The sequence below is a fragment of the Paracoccus sp. SCSIO 75233 genome (genome assembly GCF_027912675.1).
Taxonomy (GTDB): Bacteria; Pseudomonadota; Alphaproteobacteria; order Rhodobacterales; family Rhodobacteraceae; genus Paracoccus.
On record NZ_CP115757.1, the window covers coordinates 2,380,837 to 2,395,157 of the forward strand.

17 protein-coding genes are annotated in these 14,321 nt (G+C 62.1%); 7 read left to right on the forward strand and 10 right to left on the reverse strand.

Annotation, left to right across the window (positions count from 1 at the left end):
- Positions 1-170: 170 nt before the first annotated feature.
- From PAF12_RS11585 to ilvN, 3 genes are all read left to right on the forward strand, one after another.
- Complete coding sequence (locus tag PAF12_RS11585) at positions 171-1,013, forward strand: arginyltransferase (RefSeq protein WP_271107083.1); 843 nt, start codon at positions 171-173, stop codon at positions 1,011-1,013.
- Between the two features lie 162 nt (positions 1,014-1,175).
- Positions 1,176-2,921 (forward strand): acetolactate synthase 3 large subunit, encoded by a 1,746-nt coding sequence (locus tag PAF12_RS11590; protein WP_271107084.1) that lies wholly within the window; start codon positions 1,176-1,178, stop codon positions 2,919-2,921.
- Positions 2,922-2,930: 9 nt separating this feature from the next.
- Positions 2,931-3,491, forward strand: a complete 561-nt coding sequence (ilvN, locus tag PAF12_RS11595) for an acetolactate synthase small subunit (RefSeq protein WP_271109697.1) — start codon at positions 2,931-2,933, stop codon at positions 3,489-3,491.
- Here ilvN and PAF12_RS11600 read toward each other — a convergent pair.
- From PAF12_RS11600 to PAF12_RS11610, 3 genes are all read right to left on the reverse strand, one after another.
- Positions 3,488-3,724 (reverse strand): hypothetical protein, encoded by a 237-nt coding sequence (locus PAF12_RS11600; RefSeq protein WP_271107085.1) that lies wholly within the window; start codon positions 3,722-3,724, stop codon positions 3,488-3,490. The genes ilvN and PAF12_RS11600 overlap by 4 nt on opposite strands.
- Before the next feature lie 280 nt (positions 3,725-4,004).
- Positions 4,005-5,273 carry a DUF2254 domain-containing protein gene (locus tag PAF12_RS11605; RefSeq protein WP_271107086.1) on the reverse strand — a complete coding sequence of 423 codons (1,269 nt, stop codon included), beginning with the start codon at positions 5,271-5,273 and terminating at the stop codon, positions 4,005-4,007.
- A gap of 6 nt (positions 5,274-5,279) precedes the next feature.
- Positions 5,280-6,095: a M48 family metalloprotease gene (locus PAF12_RS11610; RefSeq protein ID WP_271107087.1), complete on the reverse strand. Its 816-nt coding sequence runs from the start codon at positions 6,093-6,095 to the stop codon at positions 5,280-5,282.
- 103 nt (positions 6,096-6,198) lie between these two features.
- Between PAF12_RS11610 and PAF12_RS11615 the strand changes: the two genes are divergently transcribed.
- A complete protein-coding gene (locus PAF12_RS11615; RefSeq protein ID WP_271107088.1) occupies positions 6,199-6,444 on the forward strand; it encodes a hypothetical protein in 246 nt (81 codons plus the stop codon).
- Between the two features lie 15 nt (positions 6,445-6,459).
- On the opposite strand, the gene PAF12_RS11620 is transcribed toward PAF12_RS11615, so the two are convergent.
- The gene (locus PAF12_RS11620; protein WP_271107090.1) at positions 6,460-6,726 is read right to left on the reverse strand and encodes a DUF167 domain-containing protein; all 267 of its coding nucleotides are present in this window, start codon (positions 6,724-6,726) and stop codon (positions 6,460-6,462) included.
- 87 nt (positions 6,727-6,813) lie between these two features.
- Between PAF12_RS11620 and PAF12_RS11625 the strand changes: the two genes are divergently transcribed.
- Both PAF12_RS11625 and PAF12_RS11630 read left to right on the forward strand, forming a co-directional pair.
- Entirely contained in the window at positions 6,814-7,386 is a 573-nt protein-coding gene (locus PAF12_RS11625) for a nitroreductase (RefSeq protein ID WP_271107091.1), read from the forward strand.
- Entirely contained in the window at positions 7,383-8,066 is a 684-nt protein-coding gene (locus PAF12_RS11630; protein ID WP_271107093.1) for an EI24 domain-containing protein, read from the forward strand. Before PAF12_RS11625 ends, PAF12_RS11630 begins: the two co-directional genes overlap by 4 nt.
- Here the strand turns inward: PAF12_RS11630 and PAF12_RS11635 are convergent.
- Complete coding sequence (locus PAF12_RS11635) at positions 8,056-8,325, reverse strand: DUF1467 family protein (protein ID WP_271107094.1); 270 nt, start codon at positions 8,323-8,325, stop codon at positions 8,056-8,058. The genes PAF12_RS11630 and PAF12_RS11635 overlap by 11 nt on opposite strands.
- 154 nt (positions 8,326-8,479) lie before the next feature.
- Here PAF12_RS11635 and PAF12_RS11640 point away from each other — a divergent pair, with 154 nt between their 5' ends.
- Entirely contained in the window at positions 8,480-9,214 is a 735-nt protein-coding gene (locus PAF12_RS11640; RefSeq protein ID WP_271107095.1) for a response regulator, read from the forward strand.
- A 33-nt stretch (positions 9,215-9,247) separates the two neighbouring features.
- Here the strand turns inward: PAF12_RS11640 and aspS are convergent, their stop codons facing one another.
- The 5 genes from aspS to PAF12_RS11665 form a co-directional block, all read right to left on the reverse strand.
- Complete coding sequence (aspS, locus tag PAF12_RS11645) at positions 9,248-11,023, reverse strand: aspartate--tRNA ligase (protein ID WP_271107097.1); 1,776 nt, start codon at positions 11,021-11,023, stop codon at positions 9,248-9,250.
- Positions 11,024-11,109: 86 nt separating this feature from the next.
- Positions 11,110-11,805 (reverse strand): CPBP family intramembrane glutamic endopeptidase, encoded by a 696-nt coding sequence (locus PAF12_RS11650; RefSeq protein WP_271107099.1) that lies wholly within the window; start codon positions 11,803-11,805, stop codon positions 11,110-11,112.
- Positions 11,778-12,578, reverse strand: coding sequence for a GH25 family lysozyme (locus PAF12_RS11655; RefSeq protein ID WP_271107101.1), 801 nt, complete (start codon positions 12,576-12,578; stop codon positions 11,778-11,780). The genes PAF12_RS11650 and PAF12_RS11655 overlap by 28 nt, the downstream gene beginning before the upstream one ends.
- A 107-nt stretch (positions 12,579-12,685) precedes the next feature.
- Entirely contained in the window at positions 12,686-12,868 is a 183-nt protein-coding gene (locus PAF12_RS11660; protein WP_271107103.1) for a hypothetical protein, read from the reverse strand.
- Positions 12,869-12,926: 58 nt separating this feature from the next.
- The gene (locus PAF12_RS11665) at positions 12,927-14,306 is read right to left on the reverse strand and encodes an FAD-binding oxidoreductase (RefSeq protein WP_271107104.1); all 1,380 of its coding nucleotides are present in this window, start codon (positions 14,304-14,306) and stop codon (positions 12,927-12,929) included.
- Between the last annotated feature and the right edge of the window lie 15 nt (positions 14,307-14,321).

Sequence of the window (14,321 nt, forward strand, 5' to 3'; positions counted from 1 at the left end):
AATCATCCGCTCAAAAATATCGTTCCGGCGATCTTTGCTTGGCGCGAACGGATTCTGTTGTTACCGTCTATACGAAAAGGAAAATTTGATGGTTTTGCATGGCTGCGAATAACTGCGCCGCATATTTGGCCGATGGTATAATCGCCATCGGCATCACATAGGGTCGCAGGATGCGTCATACACTGAAACATGCCCCCCAGTTCTACGTCACGGCCCCGCAGCCGTGTCCCTATCTGCATGGCCGCGCGGAACGGAAGCTGTTTACCGCGCTGCATGGGGCGAACGCGCAGGAGTTGAACAATGCCCTGTCGCGTCAGGGGTTTCGACGCTCACAAAACGTGCTGTACCGGCCAAGCTGCGAAAGCTGCGTCGCCTGCATGTCGGCCCGGATCAGGGTGAAGGACTTCAAGCCCAGCCGGACACAACGGCGCATCTTGCGGAAAAGCGCCGATCTCAACCAGCTCGCGACAAGCGCCTGGGCAACGGAGGAGCAGTTCGAGTTGTTCCGCCGCTATCTCGACGGGCGGCACGCCGATGGCGGCATGGCGGATATGGACATCTTCGAATTCGCCGCAATGGTCGAGGAAACGCCGGTCCGGACGCGGGTCATCGAATATCGCGGTACGGGTCTTTATCAGGAGATCAGCCCCGAGGCCGATCCCCTGCTCAGCGATCCCGATCTCGCGGCAGTGTGTCTGACCGATGTGCTGGATGACGGCCTGTCGCTCGTCTACAGTTTTTTCGACCCAAGGCTCAGCGGCCGTAGCCTTGGCACATATGTGATCCTGGACCACGTCAGGCTCGCGCGCGAAGCCGGGCTTCCTTATGTCTATCTCGGCTACTGGGTGCCGGGCAGCCGCAAGATGGACTATAAATCGAAGTTCAGTGCGCTGGAAATCTACAAGGGCGGCGTCTGGCAGGACATCGGCAACCCTGCGGATCACAACGAAGAAGCGCACCCGCTCGCCGTAGATCCCATTGTCGAACAGGTGGCCCGGATCGACCTGCCGTAATCGCGCAACAATATTTCAATGATCGGTCATTTTGCGCCATTTTTGCGAAAATTGCCCATTGACGCTGTCGCGCAGCACACATAGTTTGCGGCGGCGCGGCACGATGTGGCTGTTGTCAGGCGGTCGTAAGGGGCCCGCAATCACAGGATAAGGATGGGTAACATGTCCCGAAAAATGACGGGTGCGAGAATGGTTGTCGAAGCCTTGCGCGATCAGGGCGTAGACACGGTATTCGGATATCCCGGCGGCGCGGTACTTCCCATCTATGACGAGTTGTTTCAACAAAACGACATCCAGCATATTCTGGTGCGCCACGAACAGGGCGCGGTCCATATGGCGGAAGGCTATGCCCGCTCGACCGGCAAGCCGGGCGTGGTTCTGGTTACCTCCGGCCCCGGTGCGACGAATGCCGTGACCGGGCTGACCGACGCGCTGCTGGACTCGATCCCGCTGATCGTGCTGTCGGGTCAGGTTCCGACCTTCCTGGTCGGCACGGACGGGTTTCAGGAGGCCGATACGGTCGGCATCACCCGCCCCTGCACCAAGCATAACTGGCTGGTGAAGGAACCCGCAAAGCTGTCGCCCACGATCCATCAGGCATTTCACGTTGCCACATCGGGCCGACCGGGTCCGGTGCTGATCGACATTCCCAAAGACGTGCAGTTTGCCGAGGCCGAATATGTCTCGCCGAAGCAGGTCGAGCCGGGTCCGTACCGCCCCAATCGAAAAGGCGATATCGAGGCGATCACCAAGCTGGTCGAAGCGATGGAAACCGCGGAACGGCCGATCTTCTACACCGGCGGCGGCGTCATCAATTCCGGCCCCGGGGCCAGCCAGCTTCTGCGTGAGCTTGTCGATGCCACCGGCTTTCCGATCACCTCGACCCTGATGGGGCTCGGGGCGTATCCGGCTTCCGGCAAGAACTGGCTCGGCATGCTGGGGATGCACGGTACCTATGAGGCCAATCTGACCATGCATGGCTGCGATCTGATGATTGCGCTCGGCGCGCGGTTCGATGACCGGATTACCGGGCGGGTCAATGATTTCAGCCCCGGATCTGTCAAGGCGCATGTCGATATCGACCCCTCCTCGATCAACAAGATCATTCATGTCGACATCCCGATTCAGGGTGATGTCGGTCATGTGCTGGAGGACATGCTGAAGATATGGAAGTCTCGGGGCCGGAAAACCGCCTCCGAAGCGGTCCAGAAATGGTGGGTGCAGATCGAGCAGTGGAAGGGCGCGAACTGCCTCGCCTACACGAATTCCGATCAGATCATCAAACCCCAGCACGCGCTGCAGCGGCTGGAGGCGCTGACCGCCGGGCAGGACCGCTACATCACCACGGAAGTCGGTCAGCACCAGATGTGGGCTGCACAGTTCCTCGGCTTTGATGAACCGAACCGCTGGATGACCTCTGGCGGGCTGGGCACGATGGGCTACGGCCTGCCCGCCTCCATCGGGGTTCAGGTCGCACATCCTGACTCGCTTGTCATCAATATCGCGGGCGACGCCTCCTGGCTGATGAACATGCAGGAGATGGGCACGGCGGTTCAGTTCCGCGCGCCGGTCAAGCAGTTCATCCTGAACAACGAACGGCTCGGCATGGTGCGCCAGTGGCAGCAATTGCTGCATGGCGAACGCTACAGCCAGTCCTGGTCGGAAAGCCTGCCCGATTTCGTGAAGATGGCCGAGGCATTCGGCTGCAAAGGGCGGCAGGTCAGCGACCCGGCAGAGCTGGACGATGCGATCCGCGAGATGCTGGAATATGACGGTCCGTTCATCCTCGATGTGCTGGTCGAAAAACACGAAAACTGCTTCCCGATGATCCCGTCCGGCAAGCCGCATAATGAGATGCTGCTATCGCCCGAGGCCGAGGCATTCAGCGGCGGCGCGGCACTGGTTTAAGGAGACGAGATCATGGCACTGAACATCAAGAAAGGCTCGTCCAGCCACGCCGCGTATGATCTGCGCGACCCGAACGCCAACGTCGAAGAACGTCATACCCTCGCCGTTATCGTGGAGAACGAACCGGGCGTGCTGGCCCGCGTGATCGGGCTGTTTTCCGGTCGTGGCTACAATATCGACAGCCTGACCGTGGCCGAAACCGATCACGAGGGCCATTTGTCGCGAATTACCATTGTCACCAGCGGCACGCCGGAGGTGATCGAACAGATCAAGGCGCAGCTGGGCCGGATCGTGACGGTTCATGACGTGCATGACCTGACCTCCGAAGGGCCGAGTGTCGAACGCGAGCTGGGGCTGTTCAAGGTCACCGGCGCGGGCGATCAGCGGGTAGAAGCGCTCCGCATTGCCGAGATTTTCCGCGCCAATGTGGTTGATTCGACGCTGAAAAGCTTCGTGTTCGAAATCACCGGCGCACCGGAAAAGCTGGATGCCTTCGCGGATCTGATGCGCCCTCTCGGCCTGTCGGATCAGGCGCGAACCGGGGTTGCGGCTCTGGCTCGGGGCGTTTAGCGCCGCCCCGAACTCATCGCCGCACCAAGCTTGACCTCCGCCCCGGCGTCGTTGTCCGCCGCGCGCGTCGACGTTCCGTCAATCGCCGTCCCCGCCACCAGCCTCAAATGCGAGGCCGGGCGGTTGGTCTGTCCAAGCAGTGCCTCCGGCAGTGAAGGACATGCGCCGGTCGCCACGACCGTCGCGGATGATGCACGCCGCAGGCCCTCGGCATCCTCGCATTCGAAATCCATCAAATCCCCTGCAGCCGGCCATTTGGCAGGCACGGTCAGGTTGTCTGCGCCGTCAAGAAATGCCAGCGCGCCCTGATCTTCACACCATATCACTGCCTTTTCGCTGCTTTCATCACTCCAAATTACTACGCCTATCATGCTGTCTCCTAAGTCCGGCGCTGAACACCGGGCAAACTTCCTAGATCGCGCGTTCATATAAACCAAATGGTCTGGCTTAAGAAGTGATACAAATCATCAACTTGGCTGCGGTGCGGCGTTTCCTGCCCTTCCGCCCAACAACCTAATCGCTAACCAGATTACCGGAAAGATCACGAATTTTCTCAACTTGAGGTTGAGGCATCTCTGATCTTTCAACATAATGCAGAATAAACGCTGCCAGTTTCCCGGCTGACTCTGCATAAAACTGCGGCTGCAGCTTACTCAGTGCGCGCAATCCGTCAAGAAGCGATATCTGGACCTCGTACACATCTGCGCTATCACGGATGATCGGCGCAAAGGCTGCCTGCATCATATCGTCCGCCGTTATTTCCCGGACAAAAAGCCGCTGCCTTTCAATCTCGTGGTCCTCCGCAACCGCGCCGGTGTCCGACAGCACCCGAACCAGCCGCACGATAACATCCTGCGCGGTTCCGGGATCGTTGATACCCGGCGACAGCGCGCGCTGCGCCACTTCGGACAGCGCCGTGATGCCATGCAGCGGGTCTTGCTCGAAGCTCGGGGCCTGCCCGATGGTAAACGCATTGTTCAGACTGTTCAGGATCGGCTTGCGCTTTTCCTCGTCATCCTGATCCAGCCCGGTCACGAACAGCAGCGGGCGGGCCGCGTGAACCAGCGTCCCCGGTATCCCATCGAGATACAGGGTCAACTCAAACTCCTCGGCAAGCTGGGACAGGGTCGATACATCGACGTGACGCACCCGGCCCACCTTATCGCCAAAGATCGCCTCCGCCCCCGCCGGCGGATCACCGACCCAAAGCCTGCCCCCCAGATAGGGTTCCTTCTGGCGGTTGCGGATCGCTCTCGTTGTCGCCTCCTCCAGCCGGTCCAGCGAATCCCGGATCTGGCCCAGATCGCTGAGCACCTCGATCCATTGCAGCAAAGTCCCGATGATGAGCAGCACGACCACAACCGTCGCAGCAAAAACCACCACCCGGCCCGAGCCGCCGTAAACCCCCGTTCGTAGCATGATGATCCCGACCAGGCTGAAGACGAACGCACCGATGAAGGTCGACAGCACGGTTTGGGAGCGACCGTCGGACACGATCAGCGGCAGCACACGCGGGCTTGAGTTCTGCTCCGCCGCGGCCCAGGCGCTGACCAGCGTGGACAGGGCGAAGATGGTGACGGACAGCATCGACGTCGCGATGATCTCCAGCACCGAACCGACGGCATCCGCCCCCAGCCAGTCTGTCAGCGAATCCGGTATGAACGGACGCAGCAGAAGCGCGGCGATGGCGGTCACGATGCCCATGACGGCAAACACCAGCACGCGCAACCAGACCTGGCCGAGCAGTTCGCGCAGCCGGAAGGAAAACTTGGACCAGCTCACAACAGGTTACCGAATGCGCCCGGCCTGCACATCAGCGACGGCCCGCTGCACCTGCGCCATGCGCGCCGCCCGCGACGGATGTGATCCCAGAATGCGGTCACCGGGATCGGGCATGCGGCGGAAGAACTCCGCGCCGTTCACCGGATCATACCCGGCATTCAGCGTCACAACCGCGCCAAGATAATCCGCCTCCAGCTCCCATTCACGGGAATAGACCCGGGAGCCGACCGACGCACCGACCTGCTGAATGGTGCTGATCGTCCGCTGATCCGCGCCAGCCGCAGCCGCCAAACCGCCCAGGATGACCGCACCCGCAGCGGCAGAGCCGGATTTGCGGTCGAGATGGTTCAGAACATGGTGGCTCGCCTCGTGCCCCACGACAAATGCCAACTCATCGGCGTTATTGGCAGCCGCGATCAGCGAAACGGTGAAGCCGATCACCGGACGACCCATCGAATCCTCGGTCTGGAAGGCATTCGGCTCCAGATCCAGCCGATCATCGACAACGAACTGGAAATCGCAGTTGATGCTGCGGGTCCGGCGCGCCAGACACTCGCGCTCAACCGCTGGTTCCATCCGGCTCAGCACGCTGATGAAATTGCGCGCGGCTTCCCGCGGCGATTGCCGCGTGGTGCGGACCGGGGCCGATACCCTCGTCTCGACCGGAGCTTCGCGGGTTTGCGGCGCGCTAGAGGATGGCGGGGGCGTGGAAACTTGTGGCGTCGAAGACTGTGGCGTCGACGTTTCAACAACCGGGGCACAGGCCGACAGAAACACGGCACCGAGTAAACAGCTTGCGATAAAACGGCTTTTCGATGGCATGTTTCGTAAACTCCGGGCAGGTTCGATCAGGATAGTCGAGCCCCTCTTGCGAGGCAATTCAGTTCGGGCCACCCTGAACCACAGTTTGCGATAAAGGAAGACCATGTTCACCATCGAGCACGATTTCGACGCCACTGTGATCACATTGATCGACGAGCCTGACGGCGCGCCGCTTCAGGGCGATATCACGATCACAGCATTCGATGACCGCGTGGTTGTCCGGCAGGATGAACCGGAAACGGATCGCTACAGCGAAGTCACGCTGAGCCAGCGCCAGCTTGATGAGCTTCGCGCCGCGCTGAACCTGCCCGAGGGTGGCTACAGGCTGGGCCGGCCCAAGCGGGGCTGAGCCGGGCGCGGAACGCTACGGCAGGACGCGGAAACTCTTGTCGCGCGCGGTCTCGCCCCGGATCAGCGACAGGCGCGATTTCGGAATGCCGATCGCCTTTGCCAGCAGCTTGATGACGGCTGCATTGGCCTTTCCGCCCTCCGGCGCGGTCGTCACCGATACACGCAGGCTGCCCGCCTCATCCACGGTTATCCTGTTGGCGGCAGCGCGTGGCGTGACACGAACATCGAAGCTTTCGCCCGGCACGGCGAGGCGGGACAGATCGGTATTTTCTTTCACCATGATCCGTTCATTTCGCCTCAATCCCTCCCGGTCAAGCCTTGGAGAGCGGCGCGGGTGTGGATAAACCTTCCCCTAAAGGAGAAACGCATGACCGAGATCAATCAAGGTGCTCTGGATTTTCTGCGCCATCGCCGCTCGCACCCGCCCGCGCTGCTGACCGGCCCCGGCCCGAACGAAGCCGAACTGACCGAACTGCTGACACTTGCCGCCCGCGTCCCCGACCACGGCAAGCTGGAGCCCTGGCGTTTCATCGTCCTGCGCGGGCCGGCCCTGGAACGTCTTGCACCGCTTGTCGAAGCGGCCTCAACCGCGCAAGGCAACCCGGCGGAGAAGGCCGCCAAGCATGGCGATGCGTTCCGGGTCCCCTTGGTGGTCGCGGTCGTGTTCTGCCCGGTCGACAGCGCCAAGATCCCTGAATGGGAGCAGTTCCTGTCTGCCGGGGCGGTCTGCGTCAGCCTCGTCAATGCCGCGCTGGCATCGGGCTTCGGGGCAAGCTGGCTCACTGGCGTCGCTGCATCCACCGGGTTCGCAGCCGAGCATCTTGGCCTGTCCGGAAATGAGCGGATCGCGGGCTTCATCCATATCGGCAATCGCGGCAGTTCGACGCCGCCCGAACGGCCCCGCCCCGATATCGCATCGAAAACCAGCTACCCCGAATGACGTCGATCCGCGCGCTGTTTCTGGGCTGGGGCGACATGCTCCGCCCGCAGATATTCGGTCTGGTGCTGCGTGGGATCGGCCTGACGATAGGCTTGTTCATCTTGCTTCAGATCGGCTTATTCTGGTCAATCCGGACGCTGGCACCGGGCAGCCTGACACTGCCTTTCTGGGGCGAGATCACGCTTGGCCCGGCCCTGAGCTGGGGCAGTCTTGCCCTGTTTCCGATCATCGGCTTTTTCCTGATGGCCCCGGTCGCCGCGGCGTTTTCGGGCCTCTATGCGGAACGCGTAGCGGATCGGGTCGAGGCGATCCACTACCCTGCAATGCAAGGCGGTGACGTGGATGTCTGGGACGGATTGCTGGAATCGCTGCCGCTGATGGGCGCGGTTCTGCTGGTGGGTCTCGTGACGCTGATCGCGACGCCGTTTCTTGGTCCGTTCGCGCCGCTGCTTTTTTACGGGGCAAACGGCTGGCTTCTCGGGCGGGAGTTCTTTCAGATGGCAGCGCGCCGACATCTGGACGAAGCAAGCGCAACGGCGATACGCCAACGCCACGGGCCGACGGTGACAGTTCTCGGGATCATGATCGCCTTTGCCCTGACCATCCCGGTGGCGAATATCGCGGTGCCAGTGCTCGCCGCCGCGTCATTCACCCATCTGTATCACCTGCTCAGCGGATAAACTGGTCCCAGCCCATGACATCCTCGCGGGTGAACACCCCGCCCAGGATCAGATAGGCACAACCCGCCCAGAGCACGGCAGAGATAACCGTCGCCCAGATGGATTTCTTCAGGAAATTGGTCTTGTGCGGTGCCCCGGCATGGGTTCCGGGGACGATCTCGCCCGCCTCTTCCTGACTGACCAGGCCGATTGGCAGCAACACGAACATGGTCAGGAACCACAAGACTGCATAAAGAACGATTCCGCCGGTGAGGTTCATCTGCTCCGCTCCTGATCGGGACGGCGGTTCTGCCGCGCGCATCACGTTCTACGCGCGGCGCCGCACGAAGCCAAGGCCGCTTTGCGGGTTAACCATCGCTTAGCTTCTGGCCGCTTATAGTGAATCGACAGATGATTCCACGAGGGGACGACAGATGCAGCAGACCCAAATCAGCGCGCACCGCGACGTAGAACCGCTCTGGCAGGCACAGCTTCCGGGGCGACCCTTATCAGGGCTGACCGTCCTTGTCGTTGAAGATTCGCGCATCGCGGCCGAGGCGATACGACTTCTCTGCCTGCGCTCCGGTGCGCGGATCAGGCGGGCGGATTCGCTCAGGACAGCGATGCGCCACCTCCAGATATACCGGCCCGCAGTGGTGATCGTAGATATTGGCCTGCCCGATGGCAGCGGGGCGGAGCTGATCGACAAGATCCGTCAGCTCGGCACAAAGGCACCTGTCGTGATCGGCATCTCCGGCGATCCGCAGATGCGCCAACCCACGCTGGACGCCGGGGCCGCCGCATTCATGGAGAAGCCTGTGGAAAGCCTTGCCATGTTCCAGCAAACCATCCTCGGCGCCCTGCCGAAGGGCAGCGCACCAAAGGGCCCGCGCATCCTTCCCAATGACATGATTATCCCGGACCAAAGCGCACTCTACGCCGATCTGACCCGGATTTCCGAGGCGCTGGCGGAACCCTGCGAAGGCGCGTCTGTCGGCTATCTCGCGCGGTTTCTGACCGGGGTCGCCCGCTGGGCACATGACGCGCCGCTGGCCCGTGCGGCGGAGGAACTGACCCGGGCGCACGAGGCCGGGCAGGATGTCGATGCAGGCCTTCGCCAGATCAGTTCACTGGTGAACACGCGGCTTGCCGGGGCGGGGATCAACTGACGGAAATCCGCCCCGCCCCGCCCGTGAGGCGCGTCATTCTTTCGGCAGAACCCGCAGCCGCAACTCGCGAAGCTGTTCGTTCGTGGGCTCGCTGGGCGCGTTCATCATCAGATCCTCGGCCCGCTGGTTCATCGGGAACATGATGACCTCGCGGATGTTCTGTTCATCCGCCAGCAGCATCACGATCCGGTCGATGCCAGCCGCGCAGCCCCCGTGCGGCGGTGCGCCATAGCGGAAGGCCTTGACCATGCCGCCAAAGCGGTTCTCGACTTCGGAGGCCGGATAGCCCGCCAGCTCAAACGCCTTGAACATGATTTCCGGCTTGTGGTTCCGGATCGCGCCCGAGACCAGTTCATAGCCGTTGCAGGCGAGGTCATACTGATAGCCCTTGACCGCCAGCGGATCGCCCGACAGCGCCTCCATCCCGCCCTGCGGCATGGAGAACGGGTTGTGGCTGAAATCAATCTTGCCCTCGTCGGTTTTCTCATACATCGGAAAATCGACAATCCATGCGAATTTGAACTGGTCCTCAACGGTCAGACCCAGTTCGCGGCCGATCTCGTTCCGGGCGCGGCCGGCGACGGCCTCGAAGGCATCGGGCTTGCCACCGAGGAAGAAGGCCGCGTCGCCCTCGCCCAGACCAAGCTGCTGGCGGATCGCCTCGGTCCGTTCGGGGCCGATATTCTTGGCAATGGGGCCAGCGGCTTCGGTGCTGCCGTCATCGGCCTTGCGCCAGAAGATGTAGCCCATCCCCGGCAGCCCTTCCTTCTGGGCAAAGGCGTTCATCCGGTCGGCAAACTTACGGCTGCCACCTGTCGGGGCGGGAATAGCACGAACCTCGGTCCCGTCCTGTTCCAGCAGCTTGGCGAAGATCGCAAAACCCGAGCCGCGGAAATGGTCGCTGACCACCTGCATCTCGATCGGGTTGCGCAGGTCGGGTTTGTCGCTGCCATATTTCAGCATGGCCTCGGCATAGGGGATGCACGGCCAGTCCGCGTCAACCCGACGTCCGCCGCCGAATTCCTCGAACAGACCCTGAATGACGGGCTGGATGGCAGCAAAGACATCCTCTTGCTCGACAAAGCTCATTTCCACGTCAAGCTGGTAAAAATCCGTGGGGCTGCGATCGGCGCGCGGATCCTCATCGCGGAAACAAGGCGCGATCTGGAAATAGCGGTCGAAACCCGCCACCATGATCAGCTGCTTGAACTGCTGCGGCGCTTGCGGCAGCGCGTAGAACTTGCCCGGATGCAGACGCGACGGCACAAGGAAATCCCGCGCGCCTTCTGGGCTGGAAGCCGTGATGATCGGGGTCTGGAATTCGGTGAAACCGGTATCCCACATGCGGTTGCGCAAGCTGCGGATCACCTTGGAGCGCAGCATGATATTGTTATGCAGGCTCTCGCGACGCAGATCGAGGAAGCGATAGGCCAGCCGGGTCTCCTCCGGATAGTCCTGATCGCCGAAGACCGGCAGCGGCAGTTCTTCCGCCGGGCCAAGCACTTCCAGATCGCTCGCATAAACCTCGATATCGCCGGTCGGCAGCTTCGGGTTACGCAGCGCCTCGTCCCGCATCTTCACACGGCCGTCGATGCGGATCACGGTCTCCGCCCGCAGCTTCTCCATCGCGGCAAAGGCGGGCGAGTCGCTGTCGGCCAGCACCTGCGTCATGCCGTAATGATCGCGCAGATCGACGAACAAAACGCCCCCGTGGTCGCGAACCCGATGGACCCAGCCCGACAGGCGGACGGTTTCCCCGGCGTTTTCGGCAGTCAGATCGGCGCAGTTGTGGCTGCGGTAAGCGTGCATGGCGGACCTCTTTCGTTCAGCCCCGCATCAAACGTGCGAAACGTCGGAAGTCAAGCCGGGGCGGACGATTGCCGCGCGGTTCGGCCTCAGAACGGCCTCACAGCGTTACCGGAGTAGAAATAGACACCCATGCCGACCGCAAAGAGGATATTCCCCGCAATCGCATGCAGCGCCCATGCCCAAGGCAGGCCACGTTGCAGATAACCGACCGCAAAGGCCAGCCCGCCGAAAAAGGTGAAAACCGCAACGATCCAGTTCCAGTACATCAGATGCGCAAGGCTGAAGATCGCTGCGTTGACCAGTACGGCCTGCTTCGGGCCGCTGAACAGCCGCCCATAACGGTGAAAGAACAGCACCCGGAAAATCAGCTCCTGCGGCAGCGCCGACAACAGCGGGTAGAGCAGCCATATCAGCAGCAGAAAGGCGGGATTGCGGCGCAGAAACGTGAACATCGCCTCCGGCTGTGTGAGGTAAAGCACGACAACAGAGGCGGTAAAGGTGATCGCCGCGAAGGCCAGAAACACCCGCCAGTCAAACCGGCCCCAGCCCCGCACCATGTCGCGCCACGCAAAGCCGCCGGTGATCCACAGCAGCACGAGGCCGAGCAGAGAGAACAGAAAAAGCGCCTCGAACATCTGCCGAGGCGGCAGGAACAACGCGATCCCTATGGGAATCGCCACGAACAGCACCGAGAACTCCACCAGCAACCATGAATGTTCCGGCTGGCCGGGGCGCGCCCATCTGAAACGGGTGCCTAACGAACGAGACGTCTGCTCAACCATGCGCGCCACTGATCCACACTGCCTGCAAAGGCGTTAATATCCGCATCTCCCCGGATCCCCGGAACGATGCCGGTGCCGGTATATTGCCAGAAGGTCCAGTTCTGCCCCGGATAGACCTGCCTCGGATGGCCCGCGACCGACCGCAGCCAGAATTCGGCATTCAACCGCCCAATCCCGGTCTCACGATAGAAATCGACCGTGGTGTAGACGATCGGCCGTTGCCCGTAATAACGCTCCAGAATCGACAGAAACTGCGACGCTTCGCGCAGGATCTCCGCCGATCCGGGGCGGCGCGGGCAGGTGCGCGAGTTGGTCCATTCAATGTCAAGGACCGGCGGCAATGATCCGACCTCACGCGGGACGTTCTGAATATACCAGCGGGCCTGCTCGGCACCCGAGCGGCAGAAATAGTAATAATGATAGCCGCCGCGCGGAATTCGCGCCGCGCCGGCCTCACGCCAGTAGCGACGGAAATTCGGGTCGACGTGATCGCCGCCCTCGGTCGCTTTCAGGAAGGCGAAGCTGACGCCAGAGCTGCGCACCCGGTTCCAGTCAATCGTGCCCTGCCAGCGGGAAATATCGATCCCGTGAACCGGAAGGTTGTAGGGATGGCCGCCGCGCCAGCTATGCGGCTTGCGGTCGCCAAGCTGCGGAACGGCGCCGCCCACCCAGCCCGTACCGCCGCTGACGACGGCGCGCTGAGGGCCGCCGCCCCCGCAGGCGGCGAGCAACAAGATGGCAAGGGCGGAAAGGATGACAGCGATGCGCGACATGGAGACCTCAGAGGATTTTGGTTCGTTATCGCAGCAAGCTTTTAACATGTCACGACCGTCAGGCTGTCACGACTGCGTCAGGGCGACGGCGCGCAGAAACATGCCGATTACTCAACCGCAGCGGGTTCGGCTGTCGTCGCCGTAGGTTCGTCGGTCACGTCACCGGGTCCGAAAGCGCCGAAGATGAAAAGCACGACGATTACAACCACAGCCGCGACCGCAATACCAAGCAGCGCCGGCATATGCCGTTTCGCCTGTGTCTCAACGGGTTGTCCGGGATCTTGCGACATGCTGCCTCCTTATGCTTTGCGCAGGGTCAACACGCCCGGGCAGGCAGGGTTCCGAAGATTACGCGCGATCCGGCACCAGCTTTCCGGGATTGAGGATATTGTTGGGGTCGAGTGCCGTCTTGATCGCACCCATGACGGCCCAGCCCTCCCCGTGCTGACGCTCCATGAGCCCGCGCTTGCCGAGACCGACCCCATGTTCGCCTGAGATCGTGCCGCCAACCGTCAGGGCGCGCAGCGACATCGCCTCCGCGATCTGCTTGGCTCGGGCGATCTCCTCCGGTGCGTTCGGGTCGACCAGCAGCAGGCTGTGGAAATTGCCGTCGCCGACATGCCCGACGATATTGCCGAGCAGCCCCGCCTCTTTCATATCCTGCGCCGCCGCCGCAACCTGACCGGGCAGTTGCGACATCGGCACGCAGACATCGGTCACCACCCCGGTCGCGCCGGGCCGCAACTTCAGCGTCGCCCAATAGGCTGCATGGCGGGCCTCCCACAGCTTATGCCGATCCTCGGGAGAGCTGGCCCAGTGGAAGCCCTGCCCGTTGAACTCCCCGGCAATCTCACCAAACGCTTCGGCATTGGCCCGCACCGCATCGGGCGAGCCGTTAAATTCAACCATAAGATGCGGCTGCTCGGGGTAGTCCGTGCCGGAATTCTGGTTGATGGCGCGCATGGCGATTTCGTCCATGAACTCGATCCGGGCCATCGGAATCCCGGATTGCATGGTCAGCGCCACCGTGTTCACAGCGTCGTCGAGCGTGTCGAAGGCACAGACGGCAGCCGAGACATCCTCGGGCTGGCCATGCAGGCGCAGGGTCAGTTCGGTGATAATACCGAGCGTACCTTCCGAGCCGACCATGAGCGCGGTCAGATCGTAGCCCGCGCTTGATTTCGCGGCTTCGGTGCCGGTCCTGATGATCGTGCCGTCGGCCAGCACAACCTCAAGCGCCAGCACGGCGTCGCGCATCGTGCCGTAACGGACCGCCATCGTCCCCGAGGCCCGCGTCGCCGCCATCCCGCCAAGGCTCGCATTCGCACCGGGATCAATCGGAAAAAACAGCCCCGTTGCCCGAAGATCGGTGTTCAGCGCCTCGCGCGTGACACCGGGCTGCACGACGGCCAGCATGTCTTCGGGACGAATATCGACGATCCGGTCCATCCGCATCAGATCCATCACCAGCCCGCCCTGCGTGGCAAGCGCATGCCCCTCCAGCGACGTGCCGGTCCCCCAGCCGATCACCGGACAGCGATGCCGGTTGCAGATCGCCATGATCCGGCTGACCTCCTCCGTCGTTTCGGGCCAGGCGACTGCGTCCGGAGGCGGCGCGCGGTGCCACGTCTCCGACTGTGCATGCTGATCGCGGTCAGCATCCTTCTGTGACAGACGATCACCAAGAAACTCACGAATTTCGTCAAACGCGTTCTGATGGTTGACCATGACCGACTCCTTTTG